This window comes from Falsihalocynthiibacter arcticus (assembly GCF_000812665.2).
GTDB classification, from domain to species: Bacteria; Pseudomonadota; Alphaproteobacteria; order Rhodobacterales; family Rhodobacteraceae; genus Falsihalocynthiibacter; species Falsihalocynthiibacter arcticus.
The window spans coordinates 1,711,729-1,730,103 of sequence record NZ_CP014327.1 but is presented as its reverse complement, the minus strand read 5'-3'; the positions used below and the strand labels follow the sequence as shown (position 1 = coordinate 1,730,103).

At 54.2% G+C, this 18,375-nt stretch carries 22 protein-coding genes; 6 read left to right on the top strand and 16 right to left on the bottom strand.

The window, feature by feature from the left end; translation table 11 throughout:
* The first annotated feature begins 46 nt into the window (after window positions 1–46).
* Both RC74_RS08605 and recR read left to right on the top strand, forming a co-directional pair.
* A complete protein-coding gene (locus RC74_RS08605; RefSeq protein WP_039001877.1) occupies window positions 47–391 on the top strand; it encodes a YbaB/EbfC family nucleoid-associated protein in 345 nt (114 codons plus the stop codon).
* A 6-nt stretch (window positions 392–397) separates the two neighbouring features.
* The gene (gene recR / locus RC74_RS08600; protein ID WP_039001876.1) at window positions 398–991 is read left to right on the top strand and encodes a recombination mediator RecR; all 594 of its coding nucleotides are present in this window, start codon (window positions 398–400) and stop codon (window positions 989–991) included.
* Window positions 992–1,063: 72 nt separating this feature from the next.
* On the opposite strand, the gene RC74_RS08595 is transcribed toward recR, so the two are convergent.
* The gene (locus tag RC74_RS08595) at window positions 1,064–1,810 is read right to left on the bottom strand and encodes a DUF1013 domain-containing protein (RefSeq protein ID WP_039001875.1); all 747 of its coding nucleotides are present in this window, start codon (window positions 1,808–1,810) and stop codon (window positions 1,064–1,066) included.
* A 135-nt stretch (window positions 1,811–1,945) separates the two neighbouring features.
* Between RC74_RS08595 and RC74_RS08590 the strand changes: the two genes are divergently transcribed.
* Complete coding sequence (locus RC74_RS08590; protein WP_039001874.1) at window positions 1,946–2,587, top strand: ribonuclease T2 family protein; 642 nt, start codon at window positions 1,946–1,948, stop codon at window positions 2,585–2,587.
* Here the strand turns inward: RC74_RS08590 and RC74_RS08585 are convergent.
* From RC74_RS08585 to RC74_RS08575, 3 genes are all read right to left on the bottom strand, one after another.
* The gene (locus tag RC74_RS08585; protein WP_039001873.1) at window positions 2,584–3,573 is read right to left on the bottom strand and encodes an NAD(P)H-quinone oxidoreductase; all 990 of its coding nucleotides are present in this window, start codon (window positions 3,571–3,573) and stop codon (window positions 2,584–2,586) included. The two genes, RC74_RS08590 and RC74_RS08585, sit on opposite strands and share 4 nt — an antisense overlap.
* Window positions 3,574–3,583: 10 nt before the next feature.
* The gene (locus tag RC74_RS08580; RefSeq protein WP_039001872.1) at window positions 3,584–4,288 is read right to left on the bottom strand and encodes a COQ9 family protein; all 705 of its coding nucleotides are present in this window, start codon (window positions 4,286–4,288) and stop codon (window positions 3,584–3,586) included.
* Between the two features lie 170 nt (window positions 4,289–4,458).
* Window positions 4,459–4,917, bottom strand: a complete 459-nt coding sequence (locus RC74_RS08575) for an Lrp/AsnC family transcriptional regulator (protein WP_039001871.1) — start codon at window positions 4,915–4,917, stop codon at window positions 4,459–4,461.
* A 134-nt stretch (window positions 4,918–5,051) separates the two neighbouring features.
* Here RC74_RS08575 and ald point away from each other — a divergent pair, with 134 nt between their 5' ends.
* Complete coding sequence (ald, locus tag RC74_RS08570; protein ID WP_039001870.1) at window positions 5,052–6,167, top strand: alanine dehydrogenase; 1,116 nt, start codon at window positions 5,052–5,054, stop codon at window positions 6,165–6,167.
* Between the two features lie 50 nt (window positions 6,168–6,217).
* Here the strand turns inward: ald and mscL are convergent, their stop codons facing one another.
* The 9 genes from mscL to pyk all read right to left on the bottom strand — a co-directional run bounded on the left by mscL (window position 6,218) and on the right by pyk (window position 13,661).
* Complete coding sequence (gene mscL, locus RC74_RS08565; RefSeq protein WP_039001869.1) at window positions 6,218–6,655, bottom strand: large conductance mechanosensitive channel protein MscL; 438 nt, start codon at window positions 6,653–6,655, stop codon at window positions 6,218–6,220.
* 83 nt (window positions 6,656–6,738) lie between these two features.
* The gene (locus RC74_RS08560) at window positions 6,739–7,188 is read right to left on the bottom strand and encodes a YtoQ family protein (protein WP_039001868.1); all 450 of its coding nucleotides are present in this window, start codon (window positions 7,186–7,188) and stop codon (window positions 6,739–6,741) included.
* A 17-nt stretch (window positions 7,189–7,205) separates the two neighbouring features.
* Window positions 7,206–9,617 carry a phenylalanine--tRNA ligase subunit beta gene (gene pheT, locus RC74_RS08555; protein WP_039001867.1) on the bottom strand — a complete coding sequence of 804 codons (2,412 nt, stop codon included), beginning with the start codon at window positions 9,615–9,617 and terminating at the stop codon, window positions 7,206–7,208.
* Between the two features lie 2 nt (window positions 9,618–9,619).
* Window positions 9,620–10,063, bottom strand: a complete 444-nt coding sequence (locus tag RC74_RS08550; protein WP_039001866.1) for an ASCH domain-containing protein — start codon at window positions 10,061–10,063, stop codon at window positions 9,620–9,622.
* Window positions 10,060–11,133 carry a phenylalanine--tRNA ligase subunit alpha gene (pheS, locus tag RC74_RS08545; RefSeq protein WP_039001865.1) on the bottom strand — a complete coding sequence of 358 codons (1,074 nt, stop codon included), beginning with the start codon at window positions 11,131–11,133 and terminating at the stop codon, window positions 10,060–10,062. Before pheS ends, RC74_RS08550 begins: the two co-directional genes overlap by 4 nt.
* A gap of 130 nt (window positions 11,134–11,263) precedes the next feature.
* Complete coding sequence (gene rplT, locus RC74_RS08540) at window positions 11,264–11,626, bottom strand: 50S ribosomal protein L20 (protein ID WP_039001864.1); 363 nt, start codon at window positions 11,624–11,626, stop codon at window positions 11,264–11,266.
* Window positions 11,627–11,638: 12 nt separating this feature from the next.
* On the bottom strand, window positions 11,639–11,839 hold the full coding sequence (rpmI, locus tag RC74_RS08535; RefSeq protein WP_039001863.1) for a 50S ribosomal protein L35: 201 nt from the start codon (window positions 11,837–11,839) through the stop codon (window positions 11,639–11,641).
* Between the two features lie 119 nt (window positions 11,840–11,958).
* Entirely contained in the window at window positions 11,959–12,180 is a 222-nt protein-coding gene (locus RC74_RS08530; RefSeq protein WP_039001862.1) for a hypothetical protein, read from the bottom strand.
* 32 nt (window positions 12,181–12,212) lie between these two features.
* Window positions 12,213–13,661, bottom strand: a complete 1,449-nt coding sequence (pyk, locus tag RC74_RS08525; protein ID WP_039001861.1) for a pyruvate kinase — start codon at window positions 13,659–13,661, stop codon at window positions 12,213–12,215.
* A 211-nt stretch (window positions 13,662–13,872) separates the two neighbouring features.
* Here pyk and RC74_RS08520 point away from each other — a divergent pair, with 211 nt between their 5' ends.
* Window positions 13,873–14,205: a DUF1244 domain-containing protein gene (locus tag RC74_RS08520; protein ID WP_236940052.1), complete on the top strand. Its 333-nt coding sequence runs from the start codon at window positions 13,873–13,875 to the stop codon at window positions 14,203–14,205.
* A gap of 37 nt (window positions 14,206–14,242) precedes the next feature.
* Here the strand turns inward: RC74_RS08520 and RC74_RS08515 are convergent, their stop codons facing one another.
* Genes RC74_RS08515 through dgcN form a run of 3 tightly spaced genes read right to left on the bottom strand, consistent with a single transcriptional unit; the run spans window position 14,243 to window position 17,093 of the window.
* On the bottom strand, window positions 14,243–15,106 hold the full coding sequence (locus tag RC74_RS08515; RefSeq protein WP_039001860.1) for a D-amino-acid transaminase: 864 nt from the start codon (window positions 15,104–15,106) through the stop codon (window positions 14,243–14,245).
* A gap of 10 nt (window positions 15,107–15,116) precedes the next feature.
* Window positions 15,117–16,082, bottom strand: a complete 966-nt coding sequence (dgcA, locus tag RC74_RS08510) for an N-acetyl-D-Glu racemase DgcA (protein ID WP_039001859.1) — start codon at window positions 16,080–16,082, stop codon at window positions 15,117–15,119.
* Window positions 16,083–16,091: 9 nt separating this feature from the next.
* Window positions 16,092–17,093: an N-acetyltransferase DgcN gene (gene dgcN / locus RC74_RS08505; protein ID WP_039001858.1), complete on the bottom strand. Its 1,002-nt coding sequence runs from the start codon at window positions 17,091–17,093 to the stop codon at window positions 16,092–16,094.
* A gap of 266 nt (window positions 17,094–17,359) precedes the next feature.
* On the opposite strand from dgcN, the gene RC74_RS08500 reads away from it, so the two are divergent.
* Window positions 17,360–18,319 (top strand): L-malyl-CoA/beta-methylmalyl-CoA lyase, encoded by a 960-nt coding sequence (locus RC74_RS08500; protein ID WP_039001857.1) that lies wholly within the window; start codon window positions 17,360–17,362, stop codon window positions 18,317–18,319.
* Window positions 18,320–18,375 lie beyond the last annotated feature (56 nt).

Below are 18,375 nucleotides of genomic sequence, written 5' to 3'. Positions count from 1 at the left end.
CTCTAAAGAGCCCCATCTACAGAGAACACACCAAGGAGATATCAAAATGTTCAAAGGTTTAGGCCAAATGGGCGACATGGCTAAAATGATGAAGGCCGCACAAGAAATGCAGTCGAAAATGGCCGAAATGCAAGACGGTTTAGCGAGCATCACCGTTGTTGGCGAGAGTGGCGCAGGGCTTGTGAAGGCAACGGCGACGGCAAAGGGCGAACTTACGGGACTCGACATTGACCCAAAGATTTTCGATCCGAGCGAGAAAGAAGTTGTTGAGGATTTGATCCTTGCAGCCATCAAAGACGCACAAGCAAAAGCCAGCGAACGCAGCCAAAGCGAGATGGCAAAATTGACCGAGGGCCTTGGGCTGCCCGAGGGCATGAAACTGCCGTTTTAATCCGAAATGGACGACAGCACGCGCGAGATAGAACATTTAGTTAACCTTATGGCCAAGCTCCCAGGGCTTGGCCCACGTTCGGCGCGACGTGCTGTTTTGCATCTCATTAAAAAACGTGCGCTGGTTATGACGCCCCTCGCGAACGCCCTCCAGAATGTGGCGGCAACAGCGCGGGAATGCGTAAATTGCGGCAATATCGGCACGCAGGACCGCTGTGACATTTGCGCGAACGAAAAGCGGGCCACAGGCCAACTTTGTATCGTCGAAGACGTCGCTGATCTTTGGGCAATGGAGCGAGGGCAGGCCTTTGGTGGGCGCTATCATGTTTTGGGCGGAACGCTTTCGGCCCTTGATGCCGTCGGGCCGGAAGAGCTTCGGATTCCCAAGCTTTTGGAACGCATTCGAGCCGAGGGTATTACAGAAGTCGTGCTGGCGCTCAATGTGACGGTCGACGGGCAAACCACGGCGCATTATATCGCAGAGCATTTAACGCATGTATCGGTCACATCGCTGGCACAGGGCGTTCCGATTGGTGGCGAATTGGACTATCTCGACGATGGTACGATTCAGGCCGCGTTCAAAGCACGCAAACAGTTTTGAACTTACAACCCGAACACAAAAAAGCCCCCACACCATCGGTGCAGGGGCCATTTTCTGTAATGATATCTAGGCTTATGGCTGCTCGTCGTCCGTACCGCTTTCGGGAAGATTAAAGAAGGTATCCTTATCCGGAACCACCTCAGCTTCTTCCTCATCACGTGGATCGGTAGAGAAGCTGAATGTTGACAGCTCTTCGATTGCAGAGGAAACGCGCGGGGTGTTCGCGACGCCGAGGCTCTGTTCAGTGGACACCAATTTGCGGCGCTCATCGTCACTCATGACATCGCCTTCTTTGGCGCGTTTTGCGGCAGCTTTTTGAACTTCGAAGTCGAGTTCAACTTGCTTACACAAGCCAAGAGCAACGGGATCGATTGGTTGAATATTCCCGATATTCCAGTGTGTGCGCTCGCGGATCGCCTGAATTGTTGGCTTGGTTGTACCAACAAGCTTGCTCACCTGACCGTCGGTCAATTCGGGGTGGAACTTCACCAGCCAAAGGATTGACGCCGGACGATCTTGGCGTTTGGACAAAGGCGTATAACGCGGACCGCGACGCTTTTCTTCGCCAACAGCGGAGGCTAGGAATTTCAATTTCAGCTTATAGAGCGGGTTGCCCTCGCCGCGTTGGATTTCTTCGGCGGTCAGCTGATTATTGGCAATCGGGTCGAACCCTTTTACGCCGGTCGCAACGTCGCCATCGGCAATGCCCTGAACTTCCAACTCGTGGAATTCGCAAAAATCTGCAACCTGTTTAAAGGTCAGCGTTGTGTTGTCTACCAACCATACTGCGGTTGCGCGTGCCATAATTGGTTTGGCCATGATCTTCTCCTATACAACATCCCCAGAACATATCTTCCCTAAGCCCTGGAAGGGGCGACCCTCATTCGGGCGGGCTCTCATTGAAGGGGAACTTAAGCTGTATATACTGTGCGCAACCAAAAGAGGAAAGAGAAAATGCGACTCGGATTTATCGGGCTACTTTTTGCGCCGTTTTTTGCTGCGACGGCTTGGGCCGATGGCGAACGCGCGGGGAATTTCGACTATTATGTTCTCGCCCTGAGCTGGTCACCGAATTGGTGCGCGCTTGAAGGGGATCGAAAAAACAGTGAGCAATGCGATGCCGACCAAGATTTTGGCTGGGTACTGCATGGGTTGTGGCCGCAAAACGAACGCGGTTGGCCCAGTAATTGCACTACGTCCGAGCGTAATCCGTCTCGGAGCCTCACAAGCAACATGGTGGATATCATGGGAACGACGGGTGTGGCTTGGTACCAATGGAAAAAGCACGGAAAATGTGCGGGCCTCTCGGGAACGGATTATTTCGCTGCGGCCCGTCGCGCATTTGAGAGCGTGACCAAGCCTCCCGTTTTACGCAAAATCACCGACACCCTCGTCGTTCCACCAAAGGTCATCGAAGAGGCATTTTTGCAGTCAAACCCACAGCTCAGTCACGACCAAATCACCATCACCTGCAAATCAAACTACATTCAGGAAGCAAGGATTTGCCTGACCAAATCTCTTGAGCCCCGCCGCTGCGGCCCCGATGTCATTCGAGACTGCAATGCGGCCAAACCCTTGTTCGCACCGATCAATTAGGAGACTTTTAAAACAATCTTTCCAATATGTTGTGAGGCTTCCATCCGAGTATGGGCCTTGGCGGCGTCCGACAGCTCGAATTCCTCGTCCATCACGGGGAAAATCGCGCCCGAAGCCAGAAGGGGCCAAACTTCGGCCCGTAAGTCTTCGGCAAACCGTGCCTTAGCCAGATCCGATTGCGGGCGCAACGTGCTGCCCGTCAAGGTCAGGCGACGCGTCATGATTTGCATGAAGTTCACCTCCTGCTTGAAGCCTTGCAGAAATGCGATCTGAACCAAGCGCCCATCATCCGCCAGCGCGTTGATGTTGCGTTGAAGGTAGTCGCCGCCAACCATGTCCAAAATAACATCGGCGCCACCAATCTCCCGCATCTCCTTGGCAAAATCGACCTCGCGATAATTCATCGCACGCTCAGCCCCTAAGGCAGTACAGGCAGCGCATTTTTCGGCGGATCCGGCAGTCGTAAACACCCGCGCGCCCCGCGCCTTGGCAAGTTGGATTGCGACCGTCCCGATACCCGAGCTGCCGCCGTGCACCAAAAACCGCTCGCCCGCCTTGAGGCCTCCGCGTAAAAACACATTGCTCCAAACCGTGAAAAACGTTTCGGGCAAACAGGCCGCCTGTTTAAGGGTTAAACCCGCCGGAACAGGGAGGCAATGCGCCGCAGGGCAAGTGGCGTATTCCGCATACCCTCCCCCCGGTAAAAGCGCACAAACAGAATCACCCAGCGCAACTGAAGTCACTCCAGCCCCAAGTGCGACGACCTCGCCTGCCCCTTCAAGTCCAGGTAAATCGCTGGCGGTCGCTGGCGGGTTATAGAGCCCTGCCCGTTGCAGCGCATCGGGGCGATTGACCCCCGCATAGGCCAGCCGAATGACAACCTCACCCGCGCGCGCAATCGGCATTGGCCGACGTGTCTCACGCAAAACTTCGGGACCACCGGGTGCAGAAATCTCCACCGCCCGCATCGTGTTTACTTCAACCATTTTGTCTCACTTAAGTTACGTCTTTTGGCGACCAATGCCCCGGTAGATCATCGCGATTTCCTGCGGAATGCGGCGCGCGAATTCCCGATAAAACCTTCGCGGGCCCGGCCATAAGCTTGCTCAAAATCGGGTTCTTCCGCACCGAAGCTTTGAACTTTTCGATCTGCATCACATTGTCGATCCGACGGTCCAAGAATTCCCATGTCGCGGCGTTTCCCTCGCCGTTATCGCCCAACCAATACAGCACAGTTGATGCGTAAACGCCTGATAGTGTTGCACGTTTTGTGTACCAATTAACATCGTCCGACGTGTCGCCAAGGGCGTTCCAAATTGCATCACACGTGCCCCAAACAAGTTTTGATCCATCGGCGGCATTCTGGGGCAGCGCAAAAAGCGCACTGCCTTTGCGAACCGCGTCCTTGTCCGTGACGGCTTCAATGCGATAGCGCACGGCGGCGGCAATTTTGTCGCGAAAACGTAGGTTCGACATATCCGCAGCGGCCAGCCGCTCCAACATCATCGCGTCGCCCACTTTGTGAAACGCAATCGCCAAATCAACCCCGCCACGCGGATAGGCGGCCTGTGCGTCTTCGGGCGAAATACCCGCGTCCAACGCCGCTTCAGCCAGCGTCGCCGTGCTCCAACCGTCGAAGACAACATGCGGCAAAGCTGCCTCCAGCAGAGCCTCTTTGGTTTTCAATAACTGTTCCGACATCACACACTCCTTGCAGTATTGCCCTTTGCTCGCGCCATACAATTCGGCAAGGTCTTGGGCCCTTATGCAAACCCAAAACCAGATAGCTCGTGAAAACGATACCACCTGATTCAACGAAAGCGAAGAGGCCGACACCCCGTTTCCTCCCCAGTGCACTTTGCCGACAGGGGTTAAACTGGAAGCGCCGTCGTTTTAAATACCGTTCGAAGCGCAAAGTTACTCTGCATTTGCGCCACACCCGGCAAGCGCGCCAAATGACGACGATGGATTTGCGCAAAATCTTCGGTGTCGTGGGCAACAACCTTCAGCATGTAATCCGCCGTCCCTGCCATCAAATGGCATTCCAAAACATCGGGAATCCGCGTCACGGCTTTCTCAAATGCATCCAAAACTTCGTCGGTCTGCCCCGAGAGAGTAATTTCCACAAAAACGGTAGTCTGCCGCCCAACTTTACGCGGATCAAGAAGCGCGACGTAATCCCGAATGTACCCCTCCGCCTCGAGGTGCTGAACCCGCCGATGGCATGCTGAGGGAGAGAGATTGATCCGCTCCGACAACTCAGCATTCGTTATACGACCTTGCTTTTGGAGCACCTCCAAAATTCGACGATCTATACTGTCCAATTTCATTATTCCGCAGATTCCTTCGAATTTTTCCTGCCATTTTGGTAGAATTATCCCAAAACTTATCTGATCAACGAAGAGAATTCAAAACAATTGCGTTGAGAAAGGCGCAAACTCTAACTTCAAACGGAGGAGAACCCATGCTAATCGGATGCCCAAAAGAGATCAAACCCCAAGAATTTAGGGTTGGAATAACCCCAAACGCCGCGCGAGAAGCGATCCAACACGGCCATCGTGTTTTGGTGGAAACCGACGCTGGCATTGGGTCCGGTTTCACCGATACTGATTATGTCGATGCTGGCGTCGAAATAAAAGACACCGCCGCCGAAATTTTCGCTCTTGCTGATATGATCGTAAAGGTCAAAGAGCCCCAATCCGTCGAGCGTAAAATGCTGCGCGAAGGTCAAGTTCTCTTTACATACCTCCACCTTGCCCCCGACCCCGAACAAACGCGTGACCTCTTGGCCAGTGGGTGCACAGCCATCGCCTATGAGACCGTCACTGACGCTGCGGGCGGGTTGCCCCTGCTTGCGCCAATGTCCGAAGTCGCGGGTCGCTTGGCCCCCCAAGTTGGCGCGTGGACCCTGCAAAAAGCAAATGGCGGGCGCGGCGTGTTGATGGGTGGTGTTCCGGGAGTTTCGCCCGCCCGTGTTGTGGTCATTGGCGGTGGGGTTGTTGGCACCCACGCGGCGCGGATTGCTGCTGGAATGGGCGCGGATGTGACGGTTCTCGATCGCTCCCTGCCCCGCCTGCGCTATCTTGATGACGTCTTTGGTGGCACCTTCAAAAACGCCTACGCGACCGCTGGGAATACTGCTGACTTGGTGACCCATGCTGACATGGTCATCGGTGCCGTCCTCGTCCCCGGTGCCGCCGCGCCAAAACTTATCAGTCGCGCTCAGCTTTCAACGATGAAACCCGGCGCAGCCATCGTGGATGTCGCGATTGACCAAGGCGGTTGTTTCGAAACAAGCCACGCAACGACCCACCAAGACCCGATTTATGAAGTCGATGGCATCATGCACTACTGCGTTGCCAACATGCCAGGAGCTGTGGCGCGCACGTCCACAATCGCCCTTGGGAATGCGACGTTACCGTTCCTTCTCGCCTTGGCAGACAAGGGCTGGAAACAGGCCTGTACCGATGATCCGCACTTGCTGAATGGCCTGAACGTCCACGCCGGACAATTGACCTATTACGCGGTAGGCAAAGCGCTTGGGATTGATGTTTTGTCGCCAGCCTTGGCGATCAAATAGACAGAAATGGCCCGCTAAATTTATGCGGGCCATTTTTAACTTCAACGAACCTATTTCTTGACGAGTGCGTCGCGAATTTCTACCAAGAGTTCGATATCTGTTGGGCCTGCGGGCGCTTCTTCCGCCGCCTCTTCTGCCTTCACGCTTGCATCTTTGATTTTGTTGACGCTGCGCACCAGCAAAAAGACAACATAAGCAATAATCAGGAAATTGATCACGGCCATGATGAAGGCCCCATATGCAAATGTCCCGGCGCCCGCTTCACGCGCCGCTTCAAGCGTTGCATAACTCGCACCCTCAGTGCCGCCCGAAAGCACGAAAAACTTGTTGGTGAAATCCACCCCGCCTGTGAACAATCCGATGATTGGATTGATCAAATCGGTCACAAGTGATTTTACAATCGCCGTGAACGCCGCCCCAATTATAATCCCGACCGCCATGTCCATGACGTTGCCCTTGGCGATGAAATCTTTAAATTCTTTAAACATTTTATTTCCCCTAAGTTTAAACATTTGTGCCTCAGCTCGAGCACTAAGATTTTTCGGTCCCGTTCTAGATCAGTAACGACAGTTTACTTCGGCAAGCTGCCGGTCAGAACATAGCGCAGAATTTCGATCACTTGCTGAGGCGTTTCGGTCACAGCAAGGGCCGCGGCATCCACTTCTTTGAGCGCATGTTGGTGGTCTGCGCCATGCATCACGACCAAGGATTTTCCGAGGGCCGCGGCGAAACCCGCATCAAAGGCAGCATTCCACTGGCGATACTTCTCGCCAAACCGCACCACAACAACGTCGGCTTCTGAGATGGCCTTGCGGGTCCGAATAGCGTTGAGTTTTGCGCCCTTATGGTCGTGCCAAAACTTGTCAGTTTCCGCGCCCATAATTGCCACACCGCAATCGTCGCTGGCGCCGTGGTCCGTCACAGGGGAGGAGAACTCAATGTTCAAGCCCTCGGCTCCCGCAATGATTTCCGCACGCCAATCCGAATGGATTTCCCCCGAAAGATAGACTTTCAAACTCATTTCAACGTTCCTTTTAGCTAGCTGCGCAAAACGCCGCCCGTTGCTTTTTCGACCTTCTCAAGTATTTTCGCCGAAATCGCCTCAATTTCCTTCACCTTCAATGTCGCGTCGACGGGCTGCAAGCGTACGGTGATCGCAAGGGATTTTTTGCCTGCACCCATTTGAGATTCAGCTTTTTCACCGTTGAATTCATCAAACAAAACAACGTCCGAAATCAAAACTTTATCCGCACTTGCCGCAGCATTGACCAATGTCAGGGCCTCAACCGAAGCATCGACAACAAACGCAAAATCACGCTCAACCGCTTGCAGATCACTGGCAACAAGCGCCGCACGTGTGGCCTTGGTTTTGCGCGGGTACGGCGGCTGTTCAAGGTAGACTGTGAATGCTACGGCCGTGCCGTTGATCCCCATTTTCTCCAACGTTTTTGGGTGAACCTGACCAAAGCTGGCCATAATTTTCTTGGGACCAAGGCAAATACTTCCGTTGCGCCCTGGATGCCACCAGCTATTTTTTCCGCGTAAAATCTGAACACGCGTAGGAGCGCCGATACTGGCCAAGATAGCTTCGGCGTCAGCTTTTGCGTCGAACACATCAACCATACGGCGTTCGCCGTGCACGTCTTTGGGGCCTGTCGCTCCGACCAAAAGGCCTGCGACTTGAATATGCTGCTCTTCGGGTTCACCGCCGTGGAACGCCGGACCAACCTCAAACAAGGCCAAATCGGAAACGCCACGCGCTTGATTGCGCGCTGCGGCTTGCATCAAACCCGCCAGAAGGTCAGGCCGCATGTGGCTCATTTCAGAGGAGATCGGATTGGCCAACATCGTTGCATCCGAGCCGCCGCCAAAGAGTTCGGCGCTTGCTTTATCGATGAAGCTATAGGTCACACATTCGTTGTACCCAAGCGCCGCCGCCGTGCGACGCGCCATGCTTTCGCGGCGGTGCATCGGTGTCAGAATCGGGCCGGGAACACCAACTGTTGCGCGCGCCATCGGGCGCCCTTCAAGCTTGGTAAGCGACGCAATACGCGCGACTTCTTCGACCAGATCCGCGCTCCCAAGGACGTCGGGCCGCCAGCTGGGCACCCAAGCCATGTCGCCTTCCAGCACAAACCCTAGAGCCTCAAGGCTCGCACGTTGAACTTCGGGCGCGATCTCCATCCCGACCAAACTTTGCACGCGATCCGTGTCCAATTTGTAAGCGCGACTTACATCTGGAACTTCCCCCGCAGTCACAACATGGCTCGCTTCGCCACCGCATAGGTCCAAAATCATTTGGGTCGCTAGCTCAATGGCGGGCGCATTAAACGCCGGATCGATGCCGCGTTCATTACGATAGCGGGCATCGGAATTGATCTTCAGCGCCCGCCCCGTCTTGGCGATCTGGATGGTTTCCCAGACAGCGGCCTCTAGGAAAACATTGACGGTTTCCTCGGTGCAGCCACTCTCAAGCCCGCCCATAACGCCGGCGATGCTCTCGATCTGATTGTCGTCGGAAATCACAACCATACCGGCTTGCAATTCATAGGTTTTGTCGTCCAAAGCCACGATGGTCTCGCCGCCCTTGGCGCGATGCACCCGTAAATTTCCGTGTACCTTATCGGCGTCAAAAACGTGAAGCGGACGATTTTGATCATAGGTAAAGAAGTTCGTCACATCGACAAGGATCGAAATAGGCCGCAGGCCGATGGCAAGCAGTTGATCCTGCAGCCACTTCGGGCTCGGGCCATTTTTCACACCGCGGATCATGCGTCCCATGAACACGTCACAGCCCTCATTGCGCGTATCCTCATCAATCGACACGGTGATCGGACTGTCGAATGTCCCCTCAACCTTTGCTACAGGTGCGGGTTTCAAAACTCCAAGGCCCCGCGCGGCAAGGTCGCGGGCGACCCCACGAATTCCAAGCGCATCTGGGCGGTTCGGCGTGATCGCGATTTCGATCATCGGGTCCACTTTGGCGGGATCAACCTTGGCCAAATAGTCGATAAAACGGTCGCCAACTTCCCCTTCGGGAAGCTCGATGATGCCGTCGTGCTCCTCGGAGAGTTCCATCTCACGCTCGGAACACATCATGCCAAAGCTCTCGATGCCGCGAATTTTTCCAACCTGAATTGTGATATCCAACCCCGGAATATAGGTGCCCGGTTTTGCAACGACCACAGTGATGCCTTCGCGCGCGTTTGGCGCGCCGCAAATGATCTGCGTTTCCCCGTCGGCGGTGGCCACCGTACAGATGCGCAATTTATCCGCATCGGGGTGTTTCTCGGCCTTGACGACCTTGCCCAATCTAAAGTCGGCAAGCTTTGCTGCGGGGTCCGTTACCTCTTCAACTTCAAGTCCAAGATCGGTCAGAGCATAGAGGATGTCATCGAGCGGCGCGTCGGTTTCGAGATGCGTTTTAAGCCAAGAAAGCGTGAATTTCATGATTAATCCTTTGTTGGCGTGATCCCACGCCCTGCCAAATCTTCAACGACGTCAAAGCGTTCGAACACCAACATCATTTCAGGGTCAAAACCGCCGTTGCGGCCAAAATATGCGGAACGATAGGCTTTCCAATCGGCAAGGCTATTGCCCATGCCCTCGTCCATCGCCAACTCCCACGTCACATCGCAAAAGCGGTGCTGCTCGACCTTTGTGGTCTTGGTGACGAGGGCTGGTGCGCCATTCCATTCGGTCGCGATATCGCAACGGCCCACTTTAGGGAGCGCGTCTTTGTCGCCGCCAAATTCCGCCAAAGCCGCGCAATCCAGACGTTTGGTCCCCGCACGCACCAGCGTTAGTTGCGCCTCGCTGTCGGCTTTACTCTCGCCAAAACAATAGGTGCCTGCACCAGGATATGTGTCGTTTAGGTTCTCAGTGTGATCGTTCATTTGCTCAAACCTCCCGCCAGTGACGGCATGTCTAGCGCGCTGAAACCATAGTGGCGCAACCAGCGCAGGTCGCTATCAAAGAAGGCGCGCAAATCTGGGATGCCGTATTTCAGCATCGCAATGCGGTCGATCCCCATACCAAAGGCAAACCCCTGATATTTCTCGGGGTCGACGCCGCCTGCGGCCAAAACTTTAGGGTGCATCATGCCAGAACCTAGCACTTCCATCCAACCGTCGCCTTCGCCGATGCGCAATTGCCCGTCAACCCAGCTGCACTGGATATCGACCTCTGCGGAGGGTTCCGTGAAGGGAAAATGGCTGGCGCGGAAACGGGTTTTGATTCCGTCAATTTCAAAGAAGGCCGCGAAGAATTCCTCGAGGACCCATTTCAGATTGGCCATAGAAATATCTTTGCCAATGGCCATGCCTTCGATCTGGTGGAACATCGGCGTGTGGGTTTGGTCATAATCCGAACGATACACGCGACCTGGCGCAATCACGCGAATCGGCGCACCGGTTTTTTCCATCTCGCGGATTTGAACGGGGCTTGTATGCGTGCGCAGCACGTGAGGCGCGCGCTCGTCATCGGCATCGCGGTGCATATAAAACGTATCAAATTCCTGCCGCGCGGGGTGGTGCGGCGGAATATTGAGGGCATCGAAATTATAAAAATCATTCTCGATCTGCGGGCCTTCGGCCACGGCAAACCCCATGTCCGCAAAGATCGCGATCACTTCTTCTGTGACCTGCGAGACAGGGTGGATTGTGCCTGCGGGACGCCCACGCGCGGGCAACGTCACGTCGAGCCACTCGCCCTTCAAGCGCGCATCAAGTGCGGCGTCGCCCAAGGCTTCTTTCTTGGCGGCCAGTGCCGAATTTACCTCGTCCTTGAGAGCATTGAGCGCGGGGCCAGCTGTTTGGCGTTCCTCGGGTGTCATTTTACCCAATTCGCGCATTTTCAGGCTGATTTCGCCCTTTTTGCCCACCGCAGAGACCCGCAAGTCTTCGAGGGTTGCCTCATTGGTTGCCGAGGAGATTGCCTCAAGAAATTTCTGCCGAAGATCGTCCATGCCTGACCCCTATTCTGTCCCCCGCCGTGCTATCACATCGGGGGTTAAACGCAAGAAGCCGCCGACCCATCACAGGCCCGCGGCTTCAAATTTTCTTCTCGGTTCAAGAAGTCTTCGCGAGCGTTACGCCTTAAGCCAGAGCGGCTTGGGCTTTTTCAACGATCGCTGTAAACGCTTCTGGCTCGTGTACGGCGAGATCGGCGAGAACCTTGCGGTCCACTTCGATGCCAGCCAACGAAAGGCCATTGATGAAGCGCGAATATGTTAGTGTTTCGTCGTGAGCACGCACGGCAGCGTTGATCCGTTGGATCCAAAGCGCACGGAAGTTACGCTTACGGACTTTACGGTCACGTGTGGCGTATTGGTTTGCTTTGTCGACGGCCTGTGTGGCTGTTTTGAAAAGATTTTTACGACGGCCGTAAAAACCTTTAGCGGCGTCGACGACTTTTTTGTGGCGACGGTGAGTTACCTTACCAGATGTTACGCGGGGCATATCAGATTCTCCTTAACGAGCGTACGGCATCATCGTCTTGATGATTTTCGCATCAGGAGCCGACAAAACTGTGGTACCGCGCGCATTGCGCAGGAATTTGTTGGAACGTTTGATCATGCCGTGGCGTTTGCCAGCTTGACCTCCAACTACAAGGCCATTGGCCGTAACTTTGAACCGCTTTTTGCAGCTCGACTTTGTCTTCATCTTGGGCATTTCCGTCTCCTATTTGAATTCGGTGTAAACGCGACTCGGCATGCCACTTTCGGCCGGTCACGCAGTAAGAGCGCGTCGTATAGGACGCATTCCCCAGAGGGGCAAGCCCAAAACACGTGTTACAGGTATTTTCCGATGACGTGGGAGAAGACTCCGGGGATGTCTTGGATGACATACCCTCCGGGCTTTTGAATGACCGCGAAGGCAATCATCCCGCCCGCGATCACGACCAAAACTGCGGGTGTCCGAGGGGGGCGCCCATCAAATATGGCACCTAAGATCGGCGGAATGGTAAATCCGCCGATCAAAAGACCGATGACTAGAAAAAGATCTGGATCCATAGACCCCTCCAAAGACTACTCTTTAGAGTAGTCTATTCAGGATCGATGTTCAAAATCAACCGTTCATCACAAGGTGCGACGCGTAGAATATTGGTCGTACCACGCACATTGAACGGAACACCCGCTGTCACCACGATCGAATCGTTCTCAGTTGCGAGACCAGAAGCACGCGCAGCCCGAGCCGCTGCGATCACGGCCATTTTGAAGCGATCAACGTTGTCAGAGTTGAAGCAATTCATGCCCCAGCTCAAGCAAAGACGACGCAAGGTCTCCTTAACTGGAGACAAAGCAATGATTGGAACACGTGGACGTTCACGCGCCACCAACAGGGCCGTATTCCCAGATTGCGTGAAGCAACAAATCGCTTTGATGTCGGCCGTTTCCGCAATCTCGCGGGCCGCAGCAACGATACCATCAGCGATAGAGACGCCTTTGAATTTGCGGCTTGCTTCAATCACTTCGCGGTATGTCGCGTCGCTTTCGACCTCAACAGCCACGTTGTTCATGGTTGTCACCGCTTCGATTGGGAAATCCCCAGCCGCAGATTCAGCGGACAACATAATAGCGTCGGCACCTTCATAAATCGCGGTCGCAACATCGGAAACCTCGGCGCGCGTTGGCACGGGGCTTTCGATCATGCTTTCGAGCATCTGAGTGGCAACGATCACGGGTTTCGCGGCATTGCGGCATTTGCGAATCAAGCGTTTCTGAATTGGCGGAACGTTTTGAACGGGCAATTCAACACCCAGATCGCCACGGGCGACCATAATCCCGTCAGACACAGCAAGAATGCTGTCAAACGCGGTAACCGCTGCTGGTTTCTCGATTTTTGACAGAATAGCCGCACGGCCCTTGGCCAATTCACGCGCTTCAAAGACGTCTTCGGGGCGCTGTACAAAGGACAGAGCCAACCAATCCACACCCAATTCACAGACAAATTCCAAATCGCGGCGGTCTTTTTCAGACAAGGCCGCCAATGGGAGAAGCACGTCGGGGACGTTCACACCCTTGCGGTTGCTGATCGTACCACCAACTTCGACCACACAATCGGCGAAATCTTCGCCGCGCGCTTCAACCCGCACGCGGATTTTGCCGTCGTTTACTAGAAGGGTCGAGCCCACTTCAAGCGCTTGGAAAATCTCTTTGTGCGGCAGTTGAACGCGCTCTATGGTTCCGGCGGCATCCGAAAGATCGAAGCGGAACTTAGCGCCTACGGCCAATTCTTCGCCACCATCGTTTGCAAAAACGCCACAGCGCAGTTTCGGCCCCTGAAGGTCAGCCAAAATCGCAATCGGTTTGCCAGTATCTTCTTCGATTTGACGAATGATCTCGTGGCGCTTACGAATTTCTTCGTGGTCGCCATGGCTCATGTTCAAGCGAAATACGTCAGCCCCGGCTTCAAACAAAGCACGTATCATTTTATAGTCATTCGATGCGGGGCCCAAAGTGGCCACGATTTTTACATTGCGAGCGCGTGTCATTCGGCGTCGATTCCTCGTGTTAAAAAATAATTTCGGTGGGCCGCCCGTTATATGCCCCATTTTATTTCAAAACACAACGGGCCATACATCCATCTGCACGACCACTTTAAATGCCTTTTGTAACCCATCTGTGACAGTGAGTGTCGTTGCGCTTTCTTTCGAGGCGGTTAATATTTGGCTTCGTTCCCGTATTTTTTACTATAGGTGCCCTATGAATTTCAATCGCCCAGACATCGACGCGCAAACGCAACTCGAGCTAGAAGCCGCCGCCTTTCGAACTCTGCGCACACATCTTATGGAACAAAGAACCGACGCGCAAAATATCGACATGATGAATTTGGCGGGATTTTGCCGCAACTGCCTATCGCGCTGGGTTCAAGAGGCCGCCAATGAACGTGGCATTGAGATGAGCAAAGACGAGGCTCGCGAGGCATATTACGGAATGACGATGGATGAATGGAAAGCCAATCATCAAACCGACGCGACCCAACAGAAACAGGCCGCGTTCAAACAAGCATTTGATGAGAATGTAGCGAAGAAATAGAAAGCCAGCGTGAGGGTTCAGGCTGGATTCTATTGATTTAAATCGCGGCTTTACGACTTTCTTCAAGATAGATTTCGCGCAGCCGCACAGCAACCGGACCCGGCACACCTGCACCGACTTGAGCGCCGTCAATCTCGACAACTGGCATAACAAATGTACTCGCCGAAGTCACGAAAGCTTCGTCGGCATCTTGGGCTTCAGCAATGGTAAAGCTGCGTTCTTCAACGGTCATTTGCGCCTCTTCGGCAAACCGCAAAACGGCGTTGCGGGTAATCCCTGCGAGGATTTCAGTGCCAAGGTGGCGCGTGATGATCTTGCCGTTTTTTACGATATAGGCGTTGTTGGAGGTGCCCTCGGTAACCATGCCATCCTCAACCATCCACGCATCATCAACGCCAGCTTTTTTGGCCATCATCTTGCCCATTGAGGGATAGAGAAGCTGGATCGTTTTGATGTCACGGCGTCCCCAGCGGATATCCTCAATCGAGATAACCTTGATGCCTTTTTTCGCTACAGGAGTGTCGGCAAGACCGGGCTTGTTCTGGGTAAACAACACAATCGTCGAAGGGGTCTCGTCGGGATCTGGGAAGGCAAAATCACGGTCGCTCGGCGCGCCGCGTGTGACCTGCAAATAGATCATACCCTCATTGATATCATTCAAACGCACCAATTCGCGGTGCACCTCAAGGAGGTCATCCATCTCGATCGGCAGGGCCATATCGAGTTCCCCAAGGGAGCGCGCGAGACGTTTGGAATGGCCCGCGAAATCAAGCAGTTTACCGTCTAAAACACTTGTCACTTCGTAAACGCCATCGGCCATCAAAAAACCACGGTCGAAAATTGAGATTTTGGCGTCAGCTTCTGGCAAATATTCGCCATTTACATAGACAGTGCGGCTCATGGTTCTCTCCTTATCCCCAGAGTGCCGCCGTTGACGGATGCACGCCTGAGTCGTCATAAAATAATGCGTTCTCACGGTCTTGCGATAACAAAAGCGGCCCGTCAAGGTCTGTTATCATCGCGCCTTGAGCCACAAGAACTGCAGGGGCCATTGCCAAACTACTCCCGACCATACAGCCAACCATAACGCGGTAACCCTCTGCAATCGCTTGTTGCTTAAGCTTTAGGGCCTCGGTCAGACCACCGGTTTTATCGAGTTTGATATTCACCACATCGTACTTGCCCTTTAGATGCACAAGGCTCGCACAATCATGTGCGCTTTCGTCGGCACAGACGGGTAAAGGGCGTGCAATTTCGGCCAACATATCGTCCTCTCCAGCGGGCATTGGCTGTTCAACCAACTCAACGCCCAAACGGATCAAATGGGGGGCAAGCTCGCTGTAAACTTCGGCGCTCCACCCTTCATTTGCGTCAACGATAATCCGCGACTTCGGCGCTCCAGCCCGTACGGCCTCAAGGCGCACCATATCATCTGGCGTCCCCAGTTTAATTTTCAAAAGCGGGCGAAAAGCGTGTTTCGCCGCCGACAATTTCATCTCTTCGGGGCTGGCGAGCGACAGGGTAAAAGCCGTAATTTCGGGTTTTGATGCGTCCAGACCAGCCAGTTCCCATGCCCGTTTCCCCGAGCGTTTTGCGTCCAAGTCCCAGAGCGCGCAATCAACTGCATTTCGCGCCGCGCCTGCGGGCAACATCTCTTGCAAGCTGTTGCGATCAACGGGAGTCTTCAACCCTTCAATCAGGGCCGTGACGTTTTCCAACGTCTCCCCATACCGCGCATAGGGCACGCATTCCCCCCAACCTTGGTGCTCGCCATCCTGAATGCGCACGGTCAAAACATGCGCATGAGTGCGACTGCCGCGCGAAATGGTAAAAACTTCGGCCAAGGCAAAGGTATCGGGGGAAACGGTGATTTTCATATTTGCAACCTATAGAGCTTCAAGCGCATCGACCAGCCGTTCTGCATTGTCGCGGAACGGGTCGACCGCGGGCATGCCCATACGTGCCTCAAGTTCAGACAGATAGGCCCGCGCTTCGTCCTCAGACATGCTGGCTGTGTTCACCGAAATACCCACAATTTTGCAAGCGGGGTTGACCACTTGCGCAATCGGTAGGCACATATCGCGCAAGGCTTCCAACGTTGGTAAAGTATAGCTTGGAAGGCCGCGCATATGTTTACGGGTGGGCTCATGTGCAAGGATAATCGCATCGGGCTGGCCGCCATGAATAAGCGCCATTGTGACACCGGAGTAAGAGGCGTGGAACAGACTGCCCTGCCCCTCAATCACATCCCAATGGTCTGGATCATTGTCAGGGGAAACATATTCAACCGCCCCCGCCATGAAATCGGCAATAACGGCGTCGAGCGGAATACCTTGTCCCGTGATCAAGATACCGGTTTGGCCCGTGGCGCGAAATGTCGATTTCATCCCGCGTTTTTGCATTTCTGCATCAATCGCAAGACCTGTGTACATTTTTCCAACCGAGCAATCGGTCCCCACAGCGAGCACACGTTTGCCCGTCCGTTTGACCCCATTTGCAATCGGGTAGTCGATTCCTGGAACGCGCACGTCGTGCAGACTTGTTCCATGCGCCATAGAGCAGGCCACCAAATCGGCCTCATGGCGCAACAAGTTGTGCAAACCACTCGCAATATCAAAGCCCGCCTCAATAGCGGCAATTAGAATTTCTTTCCATGCGGGGGAAATAACTCCGCCACGATTGGCCACACCAATAACCAAAGTTTTGGCACCAGCGGCTTTTGCCTCGGCCAATGTCATATCCGTCAGACCCAAGTCTGCTTTACAGGTTGGTAGGCGCAGTTGGCCGATGGCGTGATCGGGACGCCAATCTTTTATGCCTTGGGCAACTTTTGTGGCGAGTTGGTCCGGCGCATCGCCGAGGAAGAGAAGATATGGTGTGGGAATCATGTTGCGCTCCTATGTTGGGGGGAGCATCCCTCATTTCGGTTAGAACTTCCTCTCAAGCTTCGCTCATTTCGACGTAATTTTCGAAGATTACACCGACAAGTGGTAATAGTATGAAAGAAATTACGAACACTGATCTGAAATACGGAGATTCCTTTCATGCGCGGGCGATTGCTGCAGTTGCACAAAGGGCTTGCGATTCATCGCGCAAGAATATACCAAACCAAAAGCAACAATTGAAATAAACTTACGCACCCATTGAGGCCCCCATGAGTTTTCGCATACAGCCTACCGCCCCTGCCCGTCCCAACCGCTGTCAGCTTTTCGGCCCCGGCTCGCGGCCTGCGCTCTTTGAAAAAATGGCCGCCAGCGCGGCGGATGTGATCAATCTTGATCTTGAAGACAGCGTCGCCCCTGCGGATAAAGACATCGCGCGGGCCAATATCATCGCCGCGATCAGCGATGTCGATTGGGGTAGCAAACTTTTGTCCGTGCGGATCAACAGCCTTGATACGCCTTATTGGTATCGCGACGTTGTTGACCTGCTTGAACAAGCGGGTGATCGGCTGGATCAAATTATGATCCCCAAAGTTGGGTGCGCCGCCGATGTCTATGCTGTCGACGCCCTCGTGAGTGCCATTGAAGCCGCGAAAGGCCGCAGCAAACGGATCTCCTTTGAGGTCATCATCGAAAGCGCGGCGGGCCTTTCTCATGTCGAAGAAATCGCTGCCTCCAGCCCACGGTTGCAAGCGATGAGTCTTGGAGCAGCTGATTTTGCGGCCTCGATGGGGATGCAAACGACGGGGATTGGTGGCACGCAGGAGAATTATTACATGCTGCGCGATGGGGTCCAACATTGGTCTGATCCGTGGCATTGGGCGCAAGCGGCGATTGTTGCAGCGTGCCGTACGCATGGGATTTTGCCCGTTGATGGCCCGTTTGGAGATTTTTCGGATGATGAGGGCTATCGCGCACAGGCGCGGCGCTCGGCGACCCTCGGCATGGTTGGGAAATGGGCCATCCATCCCAAACAAATCGGCATCGCAAATGAGGTATTCACCCCGTCGGAGGCCCAAGTTGCCGAAGCGCGCGAAATCCTCGCCGCAATGGACGCCGCCAACACCAAGGGCGAAGGTGCCACGGTTTATAAGGGGCGTTTGGTCGATATTGCCAGCATCAAACAGGCGCAAGTTATTGTGCGTCAATCTGAGTTGATTCAGGGAGCGTAAAGCTAATTGCCAAAATACATGCCACTTTCTGCGGGAAAGGTCGTAGTAGGCCCGTT

What these genes read in the sequence shown, in the direction of transcription:
- rpmI (WP_039001863.1), bottom strand. Translation starts at nt 11,839, where the DNA reads ATGCCCAAGATGAAGACAAAGTCGAGCTGCAAAAAGCGGTTCAAAGTT.
- pheS (WP_039001865.1), bottom strand. Translation starts at nt 11,133, where the DNA reads ATGGACGATCTTCGGCAGAAATTTCTTGAGGCAATCTCCTCGGCAACC.
- pyk (WP_039001861.1), bottom strand. Translation starts at nt 13,661, where the DNA reads ATGACACGCGCTCGCAATGTAAAAATCGTGGCCACTTTGGGCCCCGCA.
- recR (WP_039001876.1), top strand. Translation starts at nt 398, where the DNA reads ATGGACGACAGCACGCGCGAGATAGAACATTTAGTTAACCTTATGGCC.
- RC74_RS08605 (WP_039001877.1), top strand. Translation starts at nt 47, where the DNA reads ATGTTCAAAGGTTTAGGCCAAATGGGCGACATGGCTAAAATGATGAAG.
- RC74_RS08590 (WP_039001874.1), top strand. Translation starts at nt 1,946, where the DNA reads ATGCGACTCGGATTTATCGGGCTACTTTTTGCGCCGTTTTTTGCTGCG.
- RC74_RS08575 (WP_039001871.1), bottom strand. Translation starts at nt 4,917, where the DNA reads ATGAAATTGGACAGTATAGATCGTCGAATTTTGGAGGTGCTCCAAAAG.
- RC74_RS08530 (WP_039001862.1), bottom strand. Translation starts at nt 12,180, where the DNA reads ATGGATCCAGATCTTTTTCTAGTCATCGGTCTTTTGATCGGCGGATTT.
- RC74_RS08595 (WP_039001875.1), bottom strand. Translation starts at nt 1,810, where the DNA reads ATGGCCAAACCAATTATGGCACGCGCAACCGCAGTATGGTTGGTAGAC.
- dgcA (WP_039001859.1), bottom strand. Translation starts at nt 16,082, where the DNA reads ATGAAAATCACCGTTTCCCCCGATACCTTTGCCTTGGCCGAAGTTTTT.
- RC74_RS08515 (WP_039001860.1), bottom strand. Translation starts at nt 15,106, where the DNA reads ATGAGCCGCACTGTCTATGTAAATGGCGAATATTTGCCAGAAGCTGAC.
- RC74_RS08500 (WP_039001857.1), top strand. Translation starts at nt 17,360, where the DNA reads ATGAGTTTTCGCATACAGCCTACCGCCCCTGCCCGTCCCAACCGCTGT.
- RC74_RS08585 (WP_039001873.1), bottom strand. Translation starts at nt 3,573, where the DNA reads ATGGTTGAAGTAAACACGATGCGGGCGGTGGAGATTTCTGCACCCGGT.
- mscL (WP_039001869.1), bottom strand. Translation starts at nt 6,655, where the DNA reads ATGTTTAAAGAATTTAAAGATTTCATCGCCAAGGGCAACGTCATGGAC.
- ald (WP_039001870.1), top strand. Translation starts at nt 5,052, where the DNA reads ATGCTAATCGGATGCCCAAAAGAGATCAAACCCCAAGAATTTAGGGTT.
- rplT (WP_039001864.1), bottom strand. Translation starts at nt 11,626, where the DNA reads ATGCCCCGCGTAACATCTGGTAAGGTAACTCACCGTCGCCACAAAAAA.
- RC74_RS08520 (WP_236940052.1), top strand. Translation starts at nt 13,873, where the DNA reads ATGAATTTCAATCGCCCAGACATCGACGCGCAAACGCAACTCGAGCTA.
- pheT (WP_039001867.1), bottom strand. Translation starts at nt 9,617, where the DNA reads ATGAAATTCACGCTTTCTTGGCTTAAAACGCATCTCGAAACCGACGCG.
- dgcN (WP_039001858.1), bottom strand. Translation starts at nt 17,093, where the DNA reads ATGATTCCCACACCATATCTTCTCTTCCTCGGCGATGCGCCGGACCAA.
- RC74_RS08550 (WP_039001866.1), bottom strand. Translation starts at nt 10,063, where the DNA reads ATGAACGATCACACTGAGAACCTAAACGACACATATCCTGGTGCAGGC.
- RC74_RS08560 (WP_039001868.1), bottom strand. Translation starts at nt 7,188, where the DNA reads ATGAGTTTGAAAGTCTATCTTTCGGGGGAAATCCATTCGGATTGGCGT.
- RC74_RS08580 (WP_039001872.1), bottom strand. Translation starts at nt 4,288, where the DNA reads ATGTCGGAACAGTTATTGAAAACCAAAGAGGCTCTGCTGGAGGCAGCT.